10 protein-coding genes are annotated in these 15583 nt (G+C 65.7%); 3 read left to right on the top strand and 7 right to left on the bottom strand.

Annotation, left to right across the window (positions count from 1 at the left end):
- The first annotated feature begins 115 nt into the window (after positions 1-115).
- The 3 genes from FHX78_RS31455 (at position 116) to FHX78_RS37680 (ending at position 4712) form a co-directional block, all read left to right on the top strand.
- Entirely contained in the window at positions 116-490 is a 375-nt protein-coding gene (locus FHX78_RS31455) for a hypothetical protein (protein ID WP_145870772.1), read from the top strand.
- Positions 491-709: 219 nt separating this feature from the next.
- A complete protein-coding gene (locus FHX78_RS31450; RefSeq protein ID WP_145870771.1) occupies positions 710-4141 on the top strand; it encodes a type ISP restriction/modification enzyme in 3432 nt (1143 codons plus the stop codon).
- Between the two features lie 388 nt (positions 4142-4529).
- Positions 4530-4712 carry a hypothetical protein gene (locus FHX78_RS37680; protein ID WP_229924129.1) on the top strand — a complete coding sequence of 61 codons (183 nt, stop codon included), beginning with the start codon at positions 4530-4532 and terminating at the stop codon, positions 4710-4712.
- A 150-nt stretch (positions 4713-4862) separates the two neighbouring features.
- Here the strand turns inward: FHX78_RS37680 and FHX78_RS31435 are convergent, their stop codons facing one another.
- The 7 genes from FHX78_RS31435 to FHX78_RS31400 form a co-directional block, all read right to left on the bottom strand.
- Positions 4863-6317: a hypothetical protein gene (locus FHX78_RS31435; RefSeq protein WP_229924128.1), complete on the bottom strand. Its 1455-nt coding sequence runs from the start codon at positions 6315-6317 to the stop codon at positions 4863-4865.
- 435 nt (positions 6318-6752) lie between these two features.
- On the bottom strand, positions 6753-9530 hold the full coding sequence (locus FHX78_RS31430; RefSeq protein ID WP_145870770.1) for a protein kinase domain-containing protein: 2778 nt from the start codon (positions 9528-9530) through the stop codon (positions 6753-6755).
- A 391-nt stretch (positions 9531-9921) separates the two neighbouring features.
- Positions 9922-10983, bottom strand: coding sequence for a hypothetical protein (locus FHX78_RS31425; protein WP_145870769.1), 1062 nt, complete (start codon positions 10981-10983; stop codon positions 9922-9924).
- A 155-nt stretch (positions 10984-11138) separates the two neighbouring features.
- A complete protein-coding gene (locus FHX78_RS31420) occupies positions 11139-11594 on the bottom strand; it encodes a Mov34/MPN/PAD-1 family protein (protein ID WP_167531898.1) in 456 nt (151 codons plus the stop codon).
- A complete protein-coding gene (locus tag FHX78_RS31415; RefSeq protein ID WP_145870767.1) occupies positions 11591-13156 on the bottom strand; it encodes a ThiF family adenylyltransferase in 1566 nt (521 codons plus the stop codon). The genes FHX78_RS31420 and FHX78_RS31415 overlap by 4 nt, the downstream gene beginning before the upstream one ends.
- A complete protein-coding gene (locus tag FHX78_RS31410; RefSeq protein WP_145870766.1) occupies positions 13153-14169 on the bottom strand; it encodes a nucleotidyltransferase domain-containing protein in 1017 nt (338 codons plus the stop codon). The genes FHX78_RS31415 and FHX78_RS31410 overlap by 4 nt, the downstream gene beginning before the upstream one ends.
- Before the next feature lie 748 nt (positions 14170-14917).
- A complete protein-coding gene (locus tag FHX78_RS31400; RefSeq protein WP_229924127.1) occupies positions 14918-15418 on the bottom strand; it encodes an NUDIX domain-containing protein in 501 nt (166 codons plus the stop codon).
- Positions 15419-15583 lie beyond the last annotated feature (165 nt).

The raw sequence follows: 15583 nt of genomic DNA, 5'->3' as shown, positions 1-15583 counted from the left end.
GGCGAACGGGAACGGCGCAGGACAGCGGGCGGTTTCCCGACGCCCTTCATGGTCGTTGTCCATGGGGACGGACCCCCTGCGGTCCTGCTGACCGCACCGCAGCAAGGAGTGTGCCGTGGGCCGGGAGAAGGCGCGCAAGCCGCGCAAGCCTCACAAGGAGACGCCGCGCATCGTCGACATGGCGGCCGTCTCCACGAAGACGAAGACGAACGTGGTGCTCAGCTACATCATGTCGGCGGAGGACCAGACCTGGCGGATGGTCCAGGCGGCGACCCAGCGTCGCTACGGGGAGTTCACAGTCGCCGAGCGCGACTTGCTCGACCTCCCCCCGCAGGCCCGCACCGAAGCACTGAACGAATTGAAGTCTTACGCGGCTGCGCAGATTCCCGCGCAGGCGCCCATGGGGGCACAGGAGGCAGCTGCTCGGACCGCAGCGAACTGCCGTCAGGCTTTGGCCCGGCTGCTTCCGCTCGTCGAGGAGACCGAGTAGTCCCCCGGCAGCGGCCGGAGGGGCCGTTCACCTCGTTCGGGACGGCCCTTCGCCGCGTTCGGCTTGCCTCTGAGTCGGCGATGGCAGTGACGTAGCTGGTGTCGGCCCGCCGCTATCGGTATCGTCGGCCAGGTTGCAACTGGGTAATGGTGGTGTTACTCAAGGTGACGCTCCCTGGATGCCCCGCCTGGTTGGTCGGTTCCTGATTAAGATCAGGACGTGGGTGCGCTTCGGGATTATCTACAGGGTCTGGCCAGGATTCACGCGACGGGCGAGGCGGTTGAGGAGACCTCTTACTACGGGCAGATGGAGAGGTTGCTCAACGCTATCGGTGGTCGATTGTCACCGAAGATCGTCTGTGTCTTGACGACTCGCAATCGCGGCGCAGGGGTCCCGGATGGCGGCCTGTTCATCGGCAGTCGTGCTGTCGAGCAGGCTGGACGCGAAGTCATGGTCGCACGGGTTCCCGAGCGGGGCGTGATGGAGGTCAAGGGGCCCGGCAAGGATGTACGTCGAATCGCACGTAGCCAGCAGGTGCGCAGGTACCTCACGCGGTATGGGAAGGTCCTGGTCACGACCTACCGTGAGTTCTTGGTGGTGGGGCTTGGCGAGGATGGCCAGCCTGTCGTGGGCGAGGCGTTCTCCCTCGCGCACGACGAGGAGGGCTTCTGGGCACTGGTTCACGCAGCCAGGCAGGTGGCTCCGGAACTAGAAACCGATCTTGAAGACTACCTGAGGCGGGCGCTCCTGGGCGATGCACCCCTGTCGCAACCAGCCGACTTGGCCTGGTTTCTGGCAGCCTACGCACGCGAGGGGCGAAAGCGGCTGGACTCGGCTGACGCCAGGCATATGAATGCCTTGGCTACGCTACGCGAGGCAATGGAAGATGGCCTCGGCCTGCGTTTCGAGGGCGAAGAGGGCGAGAGGTTCTTTCGTTCTGCGCTTGTCCAGACGCTCTTCTATGGGGTTTTCGCTGCATGGGTTGTGTGGAGCGAGTCGCAGCTGCCTGGCAGTCAGCAGCGGTTCAGCTGGAAGTCTGCGCAGTGGACCCTCAAGGTGCCAATGGTCCGTGTGCTCTTTCAGCAGTTGGCGACGCCGGCGACCTTGCCGGTGGGCCTTGACGAGGTGCTCGACTGGACTGAGGACACCCTCGCTCGCGTCGACCGCACACTTTTCTTCAACAGCTTCGAGTCGGGCAACGCCGTTCAGTACTTCTACGAGCCCTTCCTTGAAGCCTATGACCCGGACCTGCGCCGTCAGCTCGGTGTCTGGTACACCCCGCCCGAAGTTGTGCGGTACATGGTCATGCGCGTCCACCAATCCCTCCAGCAGGACCTCGGCCTCGAACTCGGCTTGGCCGATGAGAACGTTCACGTGCTCGACCCCTGTACGGGTACGGGGTCATTCCTCGTCGAGACCATCGAGACCATCGCCCGGGTACTGGAAGATCGGCATGGCGATGCCCTGGTAGCTCAGGACGCCAAAGCAGCCGCTCTGAGTCGGGTGTACGGGTTCGAGCTGCTGCCAGCGCCGTTTGTCATCGCCCACCTCAATGTTGCTCTGACCCTCGATCGGCTCGGTGCACCGCTGTCTTCCGACGAGCGGGCGAAGATCTATCTGACCAACGCTCTAACGGGATGGGTGGAGACTGACGAGCATCCCAGGCTTCCCTTCCCGGAGTTCGAGGAGGAGCGGGACGCGGCAATAGATGTGAAGCGTTCCCAACCCGTTCTCGTCGTCCTCGGAAATCCGCCCTACAACGGTTTTGCAGGCGTCAGCGGACGAGAGGAGGGTGGTCTGGTCGAGCCATACAAGCAGGGCCTATCCGAAAAGTGGGACATCACTAAGAACAAGCTCGACGATCTCTACATTCGCTTCTTTCGTGTTGCCGAACGGCGTATCGCGGAGCAGACCGGAAAGGGCATCGTATGCTTCATCTCTAACTTCTCGTGGCTCGGCGATCCTTCAGCGGTCGTCATGCGGCAGGAACTCGTCTCCAAGTTCGACCGTCTCTACGTGGACAACCTCAACGGAGACAGCAGGGAAACCGGGAAGAAGACGCCCGATGGGCAAAAGGACCCGAGTATCTTCTCTACCAAGCTGAATCCCGCTGGCATCCAAGTTGGGACAGCAGTCACCCTCTTGGTGCGCCAGGATGCACATGATGCTAGCGCCTTCGAGGGTAGCTATCGCGACTTCTGGGGGGCGGACAAGCGAAGGGAACTCCTGGAGTCGCTGAGTGAGTCAACTAATGCTCCCCACTACGCTCCATTGCTGCCGACCAAGGAGAACTGGTACCGCCTCCGCCGGTGGTCACCGCGGCAGGGTTATGAACAGTGGCCTGCTATCCCTGATCTTGCTCTGGCTGATCCGCTCCTCGGTCTCAATGAGAATCGAGGAGATGCGCTGATCTCCACGGACCGGGAGCAGTTGCTGGACCGCGTGTGTCATTTTCTTGACTCAGATACAGGGTTCACAGATCTCGATGATCGGGTCGCGGGGCTTACCCAGACCTGGGCTCGCTACGACCCGCAGAGGGTTAGGGCGAAGTTGCTGGCTGAGTCCCCTTATGATCAATCCAAAGCAGTCCGCTTCTGCGTTAAGCCCTTTGACGTGCGTTGGGCATATGTCGACACCACGGGAAAACTATGGAATGAATCCCGTGATGAGTTGGTCAAGGCCGCCACCATCGGCAGCGACTTCCTGCTGTTGCGACGCCGGGCTCCACGCGCACTCGATGGGGCGGCATTCCTACTCTCGCGCTGCCTCATCGATCAGCACGTGATGCACAAGGACGCCTATGTGGTGCCCTTCTATCTCGCGACCGACGAAACAGAGTCCAGCGACAACCTCTCGCTGTTCGACCTCCACGAGGAGTCGCCCAGCGCGTCGGGCTGGCGGCCGAACCTGTCCCCGCTTGCATTGGACTACCTATCCGGCCTTGGTATCACCGACGCCCAGACCTCACAACTGAGCGCCCAGCTCCTCTGGCAGCACGTCCTTGCTGTTGGATATTCGCCGCTGTACCTCGAAGAAAACGGTGATGCGATCCGCAACGACTGGCCCCGCGTGCCGCTACCGTCCACATACGAACAGCTGGCAACCTCGGCTCAGCTTGGGCAACAGATCGCTGACCTACTGGACATCGACGCCACCAACACGTTGACGACACGTGCCTGGCGGACGATCGCCCAAGTGACACGTGATGACGGCGAGCGCCTGTCACCCGAAGCCGGTGACCTTGCCATCTCCGTTGGCTGGGCAATAGAGCAGAGACGAAAGCAGAAGAGCGGAGCTACCTCCCGTATTGTCATGCCTGGACGCGGTCGTATTACGCAGCGCGAAAGGACCGACAACGAGCGGCACGCATTCACCAACGAAGAGCTGGAGCTCTTGGGTGCCGAAGTTGTCGACGTCTATCTGAACGACAAAGTGTACTGGCGCGGTGTTCCGGAGGCGGTTTGGGACTTTAAGATCGGCGGTTTTCAGGTACTACGCAAGTGGCTTTCCTATCGAGACAAGAACATCCTCGGCCGCGACTTGACCATAGCCGAGGTGCGGCAGTTCACCAGCATCTGCCTCCGGCTCACCGAACTGGTTCTCCTCGGTCCGCAGCTCGACGAAAACTACAAAGCGGCGGCAGGCTCGTGATCTTGGCGACGAAGGTGCGGCCGCGCCCGGACATCATCTGCAGGTTGTGATCTATGAAGGCTCTGCGCGGCTCGATGCGCTGCCAACTAACGAGCTCGTGCACGTAGGCAGTGAGACGTCGAGGACCTCGACGTGGCTCGTTGTTCACGTCTGCCGTGTCGGGATCAGGTCTGCGGTCCGCTGATGGGAGAGCAGGCCGACGACGGCTTGGACGATGTCGCTCATGCGCTCGCCGCGGCCGAGATGGCGGGCCAGAGCCCGCCAGTTCTTGGGATGGGCGATGCCGTGCTCGACCCGGGTGCGTCGCGAGGAGTGCGCTTTTTGCGCTGTTGGTCGCGCATCTCTTCGTACCAGTCAGGGGCGTTCCTCTTGAACTTGCGGTGCGGTGGTGTCACCACGCGCCCGCCGCCCCCAGGCCCTGGTAGCCGGCATCGGCGTGGATCTCCACTGCGGGCCCGACCCACTCCCGGTCCGCCAGGACCTCGCCCCCACCGACTGGAAGACCGCCCGCGTCGAACTCCCCGACTGCCTCACCCTGCCACCGTCGCCCCACGAGCCGTCCGCGGCCTGAAATTCTCGGCGGCACTCCCCATCCGCATCGCCACCACCACCCTCACCGAACGCCTCGCCGACTTCGACAGCGCCCTCGCTGTGACCCGTGAACCCGTACGGGTAAAATGGGGAGCCTGAACCAGGTTAAGCCAGTGGCCCCCACGTGCCCCTACTGGTGCCGTCCGCCGCTCCACCACCGGCGCCGCTGAGCGGATGGCGGTTGCGGCGGGTTCACTGGCGTCGCCGACTGTGCGGCCGCGTCGCCCAGCACTGCGGTGCGGATCGCCGTCCAGTCTGCGGCCCGCCACCAGTTGAACAGCTCCACTGTGCTGATGACCGTCACCGGTAGTGAGTCGAGCGAGGCGACGAACTCGGGCCGCGCGTACACCGCCGCCGTCCGCTCCGACGGATGCAGCTTGTGCTGGTGGTTGACGATCAGTACGCCGTCGGAGACCGTTTCGTCGGGCCGCAGCTGCGGCCAGGTCTCCAGATGCCGCTGGAGATGCCCAACTAGATGCTCCTGTGCGGGACCGGAGGCGCCCTTGACCTCGACCAGGCGCGATGCCATACCGTCTGCGCCAACGAGCAGGTCGGCTGACTTCGTCCCGCCGAGTTCCTCGTCCAGGTCCACGGTGTGCATTCCCGCCACGGTCAGCACCCGCGCGACCGCATGGACCAGCTCGGTGCCGCTGCCGTACAGCAGCCCATACCGCACCGGCTCCGCCGTCTCCTTGGCCCGTCGTAGTTCATCCTCCAAACGCTGCTTCTCGGCCGCGTACCGCGCCTCCAGGTCCTCCAGCGCGTCGCGAGCGCTCTGCTCACCGACGGTCTGCAGATCGGGGTCGATGAAGAACGGCGACCGAGCCCGGCGCAGTGCTGCGGGCACGTACTCCGGCAGCGCCCGGTGCACCAGCCAGCCCAGGACGCTCTCCCAGCGGGTGGCATCGGGGATGAGATACCACCGCTGGTCTCCCTCCGGCGACGTCCAGGCCGCGACCACCGGCTCCCCGAGCGAGTCGACGAGGATGGGATGCAGCTCGCCCGCAGCGGGGTGGTCCACCCTGCCGGAACCGTCGCCGTTGTACGACTGAGAGCCATACAACTTCAGGCTCCACCACGGCGCGCCTTCGGGGCGGGTCAGCAGCCGGATCGCCAGATCACGGTCAGCACCCTCCAGGCCCGGCGCGATCTCGGGCCGCATCCCCTTAGGCAGTCGCCGACCACCGGCGCTGGTGGACTGGTCACCGAGGCGTACGGAGGCGTCCACTGACGACAGCGGGTTACGCGGGCGGTCGCCGTCCGCGTGGCCGACGACGGCGAAGACCAGAGCGACCTCGCCGCGCTGCCGTGCACCGCCGAGGAAGCGCTGGAACTCCTCATGGCCCTGCCCGGAGAAGAAGCCCGGCTCCACGGCCGCCGGACAGTCGCTGCTCTCCATGCCCCACCATCGCGGCACGAGGCCGTGCCGCTCCCAGGGCACGTCGCCGGGGACACGCAGCGGCTCTGGCGGGCCCATCCGGTTCAGAGCTCGCTCCCTGCGGAACAGCAGCCCCTGCTCTTCTTCGGAGCCGGGCTCAGGCTGGCCAATGTGCACCGGCACCAGGCCGGTGGTTGAGCTGCTCATCGCCGCAGGCTAGCACCCCTGTTAACACCCCGTCGGCGTACGGTCGACTCACCAGGCAGCCCGCCTGAGATCAGCTGATGAGTAGCCGAACAGTCACCAATAAGAGCTCACCGCTCGGCCCTCAATCGGCTACGCGGGGCCCGGCGGATCATGAACACACTTTTCAGACGTTTGGGGTCGACGACACGGTCGGCGGGGCTGGCTGTCCGTAGCTGGTGGCTTCCTACGCCAGGACGGGGCTGCGAGTAGCCGATCACCGCTGTTCCTTGCTGCATGGGTATGGCTGTGCTCGTACTGCCCGGCGTTGCTCGTGAACTCCTTGCTGTGCAGGCTCTGCTGGTGATGCGCACAGTCCACACCTGTCCAACCGTTACGGGGCGTGCGGTCGGCCGAGGTGATGAACAGACGCGGAACTGCTCGCCGGGCGGGGTGGGGTCAGCCACTTGTTGCGGAGTTGATGGCGCCGCGGATGGCCATGTCCACTGTGCGCTCTCGCGTCAGATCGGCGAAGTGCCCCGCGCTGTCTGGGTACTCACGCAGGACGGCGGCGAGGATCTGAGCGGCCTGCCCGCGCAGTTGGCGCAGCCAGTCCCGGATGGCGTCGTGCTGGTCCCACTCGTTGGACGCCGCGTCCCAGGTGCACATACCGCGGGCCGCTTCCTCCAGCAGTTCCCACTGCTTTTCCCGGGCGGCGCGGACGGCGACGCCGCGAAGCCACGCGATGGCCCTCTTGGACTCGTTCCAGTGAGGCTGGCCGTTGCCGTCGCCCTGGACGTGCCCGGTCATCGCGTGCACGAGTGTGAGGGCCTGCTCGGGGTTGGCGAGGAGGAGCGGAGCGGCGGCCTTCATCTCCAGGTTCGGCAGGACGTCCAGGTAGAGCTCGTAGTCGTCGCTGTGGTCGGCGGCCAGTGCGAGCAGCCGGCCGGCGGCATTGGTGTCCCCCTCTTGGGCGGCCGTCATGAGTTGCTGGGCACGTGCGATCGGCAAGTCGATGTGAGGCGAGGTCTCCCGCCCGACGAGGTCGAGGAACTCGGCGATGGTCTGCGGACGCTGGAGCGGGTCCCGGTACGTGCACTGCCTCACGACGCTGCGCCAGGGGCCCGGTGCCGGCAGAAGGGGCACGTTCGCCTCGGGCTCGATGCCCGTCAGCAGCCAGCCGATGACCTTTGCCAGGCTGAAGATGTCGCTGGAGGGTGTCGCGTTGTGGGGGGCGACGGACAGTTCGGGGGCCCCGAACTCAGCGGTGCCGATCTTGGTTCCGGTGCGCTTGGGGTTGGTCGTCTGGCCGCGGGGGCGGCGCACGATGCCCCAGTCACCGAGTACCCAACGGTCGTCGAGGCGCAGGATGTTGGCGGGCTTGATGTCCCGGTGCAGGTAGCCCAGGCGGTGGGCATCGGCCAGGGCGGCCGCGACCGCGTCCACCAGGGCCCGCAGTTCCTGGCTGTCGTGCTGCAGCTGGGGCTGGAGGTGTTCGGCGGTGTCCTGGGCCAGCGGCATGACGAACCACTCTGCCCGCGGGCTCGAATCGAGGACCGGCATGACGTGGCGGTTGCCGCCGAGAACCTGGGCGACCTCGATTTCGCGCAGCATCCGTGCGGTCAGCTGCTCGCGCAGCGACCTCGGCTTCTTGAACGCGACGACGGTGCCCGTCGGCTTGTGCACGGCCTCGTGGACGATCCCCATACCGCCCTCGCCGCCCGGCATCGGGAACTTCTCCAGGGCGTAGTCGTCGCGATTGCCGCGAGCCTGCTGGCGCACCGCGGCATATGGATCAGCGGCGGGAGCTGGCGCCGGTTCCTCCTCGACCGCTTGGGAGACGGCAGGGGCGTGGCCGGTGATCTTCACCAGCACGGGGTGGACGACGCCAACATCGTTCGTCGGCAACGAACCCAGCAGGTAGGCCGGTCCGCCCTCCGGTGCCTGGGCGAGTCCGAGGACTTCGCCGAGCTGCACCGTGGCCACCGGGTCGCTCTTGTGGGCCGCCGCGTCGACGGTGTGCAGTTCCACGCCGATGCCGGATCCGGCCCGCCCGGCCACCAGGACCGTGTCACTCCCCGTGCCGGCCATGTGGCCCGGGTAGGACACCGGCGTCGGCGTCCAGTCTTCCCGCCCGCCGACGCTCGTGCCGACGGCGAGGTCGACGACGGCGCTGTGCCCGCTGGCGGCGAGGAAGAAGCGCCGCTCGTCAAGCCAGTAGGCCGACCGCACGGCCGCGTCGAAGGCGATGGAGAACCGCTGCTGTTCGCCGACCTCATCGCTCAGACGCGTGAGTGCAAGGGTCGAGCCGGTGCCGGCGCCGAAGGTCGCCCCAGATCCGGACAGAACCCACACGCTCGCGTCAGGGCCGAGAAGCAGGCTCGCATGCTGCTCGAACCCCCCGCCCACCGGCCGCAGTTCGCCGTCGCGCCACATCACTACCGCATGCCCGCACGGGACGCACACGGCTCCGTCCGGCAGCACGACAGCGGCGCCATACACGCCAGGCAGTGGCAGCCGCCACCGCACCCCGCCACGCTGCAGATCGACCTCGGCCAGCCCGGCCTCGGTGGTGATCAGCGCCCGCTCGGCCGACTCCCAGGCAAGCCCGCTCGGTGGCAGCGGCCAGTCCTCTCCGGCCAGGAGTACGGAGGCCACGATGCCCGGCTCCGTCCGGGCCGGCACGGTGACCGGTCCGGATGGCCGCGTCGGCAGGGACAGGGCGGGGGCTGGCTCCTCCGGCTCCTGCAGCAGGAGTTCGTGCAGCGGGGTGTATGGCGGTCGCGGCGTGCGGAACGCCGACCGGATTAGCGTTGCGAGCGGGACGAGGGCGCACACGGCGGCCTCCAGATGGTTCCGGTCGAATAGCACACCCCGCTTTCCCAGGACTGCGCGCAGGCCATCGTCCACCGCACCGGCCGGAGTCCTCGCACACACTAGGACCCATCGCACACCAGGAGGCAGGTCCCGCTGGTCAAGGGCCCGCACCGCGGCCCTGGCCGACTCGGCCACATCGGTGCCTGACGCAGCCGTCACGGTGATCAGGTAGTCGCGTCCGGCGAGTTCGAAGAACACGGCCGGATCATCAGGCGAGTGGTAGTCCACCGTCGCCTCGGCGTCGGTTCGCCGGATCAGGGCCGCCACCACGTTGACAAGGAGCCGGTGCCTGTCCGGCTCCGACACCTCGTCACTGTGACACTGACCGTACTCGGCCAGCAGCTCCCGTACGTCGTCCATCGACCCGCCCCGTGCATCGTGCCTGCCGGGCACCACGCCCGGAGGAGTGATTGTCACCCACACGCGGACACGACGCGCGGTGATCAAAGAGATCCGCCTACGCCCAGAGTTCAGCCGCCGCCGACAGCCCACCTCAGATTCGTCAAGGATCGAACTCACGACGCCGAGCGTCTCGACCAGGCCGCCGCCGAAGCAGCATCGACGTCAGCACGAGAATGGCTAATTCGCAGATCACCGAGCGGGCCGCCGTGCTAAGGGAGAACTTGCGGGCCGCTGACGCAGAAGGCCCCTGGCACGAGGAGTTACTGCGCCCTGGCGTTTTCTCTGCCTGCGACCTTCCGAATCCTCATCACGAACCTTCACCAGGCACCGACTCAGCCTTACGTGCCCATCAGCTGCTTTCTCTCCGCCAGGGGACAAGGTCAGACTGTCGTCCCAGTAGGTATCCCAGGGTGAGGGCGATCTCGGTCGGGCCGTCAGTGAAGATCCAACCTCGCAGCGCCGTGCCCTGTGTCGCGAGCATCTCCGTCACCTTGAGATTCCAATGGTGGTGGACATATCGAACCAGTGCCTCGTAGACGTCCCGTCGATCGGGGACGTTGCCCGACCGGGTGGCGAAGATCAGAGCGCCGACGCAGTGTTCTCGGTCTGCCGGGGATCCGGTGAGAAGGTATTCGTCATGCTGGCCCGCGCGTGCGGCAGCAAGTGCCTTCTCCCGGGTGCCGGCGAGGTGTCCGGCCATCGGCAGGATGAGCGCAATCCGTCGCGCTGCGTCTCCGTCGGGGCGGTCGAAGGACAGCCACTCTGGGCCGTCGGTCTCTGGGTCTCGTGCCAGCACGTCGCGCAGTGTCTGCAAGTCTTTGGTATCGGGCTGACGGGTCAGATCGCTGTGTAGGCGGAGAGCCTCGAAGATGCCGACGCCGTCCTCGTGGGACTGCCTCATCAGCCGGAGCGAGGTGTGGCGCTGGTCCCGGAGGAGCTCGCCCAGTCGGTACGCATCGTGATGGCGCGCGGTGACATAGAGGGAGACGTTCTCGTAGGGCTGCTCCGCCTCGAGGATCCGGGCCTGGAGGACGCGGTGTGCAAAGCGAACACGGTCGTGTGCGTCGCCGGGATCCTGTTCTTGGCTTCCGAGCAGTTCGGAGACGTTGACGGTAAAGCAGCTGGGGTGCCGCTGCAGGGCGTCGGCGCGCAGTGCGCGCAGCCGTGTGACATCCCACCCTCGTTCGCTCACGATGACGACGATGCCGACGCCTTCTTTGCCGTGAAGCAGTGTGGCGGACACGGCGAAAACCAGTACGGCGGCAACGGCGACGACCGCGAGCCACCACAGGTGTCCTCCCACCTCTGGCACTGCTTGCGCAAGGTTGGGCAGCAGTCCCACGGCGAGGCCGGCCGCTGCGGATGCGGTGATGGTCAACAGCCCCTGTGCGGATGTCAGGAACCGCAGCAACCAAGTCACTCTCTGCGACGCCACACGTTCCCCAATTCCCTGTATGCGTTAGACGAACGAGGGCCCGTGCACCCCTTTCGCCCGGCCGGAAAGCTCGGTGACACGTCCGCGCTGCCGCGTTCTTGACAGTCGCATCCACGCACGCTGACGCCGTGTCACCTGCCGTCAGACTGGTGGTGGATTGTAAGTGGGTGGAGGTGCCCCTGGTCAGCAGAGCGTGCTTCGAACGTGTCGTCATTGCAGCGGACCAGCAAAAGCAGCGGCTGGCTGTATCCGCGGGAGGCGTTGCAGATGGATTGCTCGTCCTGGCTGCTTGGGCCGCAGCGTGCGGGGTGGGTGTGCCAGTCTCCGACGTAGCCGAGCCAGGGGTGGTCCAAGTCCGCGAGCGCCCGGTCGAGCGCGTCCTGCGCTCGGTGATCCGCTCGCGTCCAGGACGACGTCGTCGCATCCGGGTCTGGCACCTCGATGGCGTAGCGGGCCACGATGGCGTCGTCCTCCCACCAGCCGAGCAATAGACCTCCCGTCTCGGTGTGTCCAGCGGCAGAGGCGGCTGCTCGAATGACGTCCAGAGCGCTGGCAAAGAGGATGGCTTCCAGGTGCCGCTGTTTCACTTCACCACCTGATCTTGCGGCATGGACCCCGGGAGCACCAGCCCGATGTGTGTGTACTGCTGCTCTGGTTGAGGACGGCTCACAAACGCGACGGACGTTGGGAGCTTGCGGTGTCCTGCCAACTCGTCGAGCACCACGCAGCAAGCCAGTTCGGCAGCGGCGACGACCGCTGTTGGTGGGGTACGCGAAATAGGGCTCCCGCAGCCGTTCTCTCGCAGTTCGTTTTGATCATCGAGAGCAGGCAACGGGGGGAGAAAGATCTCTACACCCCGGGCTGGAAGTCGGTCGACGCGTACGACATCTCCGTCGCGTTGCGCACAGACTGTCACAACCGCCTTGTCCGCTTCGGCGTTGGTGGTATTCGCAGCGAAGGCGAGCATGCTCGTGGCGCGTGCACTTCCTGTCGCGTCCACAACGATTCGGTGGTGCTGGACCAGCAGTTTGGCGTAATCGGCCGAGGTCATTGCCGTTGTCAGGGCCCGCACTGCGTCGATCGCCGGGTCGATGGCCGTGAGGCAGTTCCGGACCGCGTCTGTTTTCCAGGCGCCGACCTGTTCGAGGCCGGCGAGGTGTCGTACGACGTTTCCGGGGCGTAGTCGTTCGTGATCAATAAGGGTGAGACGCCGGGCCCCCGCGCGGAAGAGCAGAGCGGCCGTGAACGATCCGATGGCGCCGCATCCGACGATGGCGATGGGTACGTCTGCGAGCTGTGGCGCCATCGTGCCGGCCCGCATCTGGCGTGTGGAACTGCTGGTGTCCGCGCTCTCGCAGGCTCGCACCTTGATCTCATCGGCCGCGTACTTCACCGTCAGGGCCAAGACCGACTGCTGGTCACCGCGTTGGTAGCGGAGCAGCACCAGGTTCACCACGCCAGCTGCAATGAGTTGCTCTGCCGAAGCCGCCTGCTCCCCGAGTACGTCGTGAATATCGGCCCAGGACCGGACAGGTCTGTGGAGCTGTCCCAGATCCTCCACCCACGCGAGCTGCCTGTCGGCCCGGCTGAATCCAGGGCGCCCTGCCCGTTTCTTCAAACGGTGCGGGGTATTCCAGACCTCCACAGTGCCGCTCGTGGAGCCGCGGCGGGTGCGCACAGCGTGGCCCTTGAGGCGAGCCAGGTTCTCGGCGTCGTAGAGCACGAACATCGTCGGGTCTGCTTCGAGGTACCGCTCAAGATCACAAACGTTGTCTCCCGGCCATCCAGCCGCTGTCTGCTCGAGCCAGCCAGCGATTCGGGACAGCAACTCGTCGGGATCAGTCCACGGTGCTATGTCGGCCGGCCATGCGTCGTCCCACAAGCACAAGTTGCCGGAGACTCCAGGACGAGCTGCACGGTCGACGTGAAAGGTGACCTCCAGCTGTGCTCCCGGGTCAAGAAGTCGGACCTGCGGTGGATAAAAGGGGAAGCGTTCGTCCACTTCGATCTCCACGCGCGCTCGGGCTTCGGCGCCACCAGCACCGCGCCAGGGAACAGGTCCTCGCAGGCGTACACCGTCGTCGGTGAAGTCACGTGCTACCAAGCCCTCGCGGAGCAGGTCAGCGTCCCAACCATCGGCCCCGCTCACGCGTAGCGGTCCTGCCCCGCCGGGACTGCCAGCGCACCCTTGATGACACTCCTGTTCTTGGTCGTTCCGTCCGCGTTGCAATAGTCGGGCAGGGGAAAGACATCCTCCGGTACCTCAGTGTTCTGAGTCCTACCCAGCAGCTGACGCCACTTCACAGCTGCCACACACCGATCTTCTTCGCCAAGTGCCGCCTCGGCGAGATCTGCGGCCTTCGTCATCTGGTCTGCCGCTGCCTGAATCTGCTCTGCCGTGGCCTTCGTCTTGATCGTCTTATCGGGCAATGTGGGATCGACCGGTCCTTCATCCACGTGATCCGGCAGCATCTCGGCGATCCGTCGCAGGATGCGAGTGAGGTATGCGGCGACCGTCTTCTCGTCCGGCTGCAACTCCTGAAAGGCGTGGTAGGTCAGGACCTCGAAGTAGTAGCCACCCGGTTGGTCATTGACCCACGTACGGCGCACCTGTCGAACGAGTTTGACGATACGGACATAGACGCCGCTGTCATCGTCGTCGTCATACAGGAGGAATGACTTGTTCGCCGCAGTTGTCAGCTCCGTCATTTTGGTCGGGTTGGTCTCCACCCACCGCGCCCGGCCGTCTTCCTCGATCCGCTGAGGAATTTCCCAGTGATCTCCACACGGTCGTGCGATCACCACGTCTACCGACAGGTCGTAGTCGGGGAAGTCGACCTTGACCGAGCGATGCTGACGCTCCACGTCTCCCGGGAACGCCACGCCAAGAATATCGGCAACGTGATCAAGAATTGCCCCTGGCCTGAGAGACCCGTCGGCTTTGGTCAGCCGTGCGAAGACATCGACATCCTTCACCCGCTTGATAGAAACGTGCCGCTTGTACGACCCGATGAGCAACGGATCGACACCAAGCCCACGAAGGCGTTCGTCACCCTCCAGCACTTTCGATACCTGCGCGTGTGCGACTTGCGCGTGAGCAGCGTCCTCATCTGGCTCGACAGCGCTCAGGGCCTCTCCGAATTGGGTGGGAAGCGCGGCCATCCCTGGTCCTCTCTCCCAGTGGTGCGCCACTTCCGGAGGAGGGCTCAGCCGCGAAGCCACACACGCCCGCTGCGCCCCAGCTCGGCTCCGTGCCGAACACGCACCACATCGCTCCCAAGAGGCTACGACTCACCACTGACAATCCCGGCCCATGTCGACCCACCGCCCCTTGGCGCCCAGGGCCGCATGCAAGCCGCGCGGAGATCCACCGCATCGAGCAGCCCACCGGGCACATCCCCTTCGAGCGAACATGACATGAGGACGTCTGATCAAGATCAGGACCGCCCGTAGGCCATCACGACTGGTCAGAAGCCCACAGGGCAATTGTGGAGGGCGTCACCCGTACGCGTCGGGGGAGGAGATCCTCGGCATCAACATCGAGGAGCTGGAGCTGGCCGGCCGCCGAGTACTGGTGAAGGCGAAGGGTGCCCGGCCGCGTACGCGCCACCGCGGCGGCCCGCGCAAGGACATCGTGCTGGAGCCCGTCTTCTCGGAGGCCAGCACGGCCCGTTTGGGGCCATTCCCTCGCCGTCCCGGCCTAGGCGGAGCGCGTGCGGAGCGCGCGGCGGCCCGACCTGGAGAGCAGGCCGGCCTGCTGATGGCGCTGTTCTACTGTGCGGAGGTCGCAGGGCCGCACACGCACCACGAGGTTCCCCGGCTGGAGCCAGCCAGGAAGGAAGCTGCGCGACTCATTGTTGAGCTTCACGACGCCGCGCAACGCCCCCGCGGCAGCCGCCCGAACTGACCGTCATCCGGCCTCTGCCCAACCGTCGAACGAAAGGATCGGGCCCCCGTCCAGGTATCGCTGCACGGCAACCCGGGTGGTGTGCGTGAAGGGCTGCGGAAGGTCGTTCGGAGGCACCCAGGCGATGGTGTCGTGCTTGTGCGGTTCCGCATTGTGGGGAGTTCCGCTCCACCGGTCAGTATGGAAGATCAGGGCCATGAACATCCCCGGGACCTCCACTCCCCAGCAGCCATGGACCACGTGGACGAGGCGCAGGTCCGCCTCGGCGACCACGACGCCCGTCTCCTCCTTCAGTTCTCGTACCCCAGTCGCAGTGATCGGTTCCCGGGGCTCGCCCTTGCCGCTTGGGACATCCCACTCGCCGGGTGCGAAATCCAGGTGACTGCTCCGGCGCAAGATGAGGAGTCTGCCGTTGTCGGGATTCGTGACGAGTACGGCGGCGATGAGCCGCGTCGTCATCGGTTCGCTCTTCCACCGGGCCGCCGGCTGATCGGACTCAGTCAATCGCCTTCCTCCAAACGATCTTGATGGCATGGGAGCGACGCACCCAGCGCGGGGCGGGCCAGTCTGCCGCAGAAGCCAGGCGGTCCGCCTCGTCTTTTCGCGGCACGAATCCCGCTGGCCGCGCGACACGACCAGCCCTCGCCCTGTGGTCGAGCCTCTCAACGA

This window comes from Streptomyces capillispiralis (assembly GCF_007829875.1).
In the GTDB taxonomy this organism is placed as follows: domain Bacteria; phylum Actinomycetota; class Actinomycetes; order Streptomycetales; family Streptomycetaceae; genus Streptomyces; species Streptomyces capillispiralis.
The sequence above is the reverse complement of the archived record's forward strand: the minus strand, read 5'-3'. Positions and strand labels throughout refer to the sequence as shown.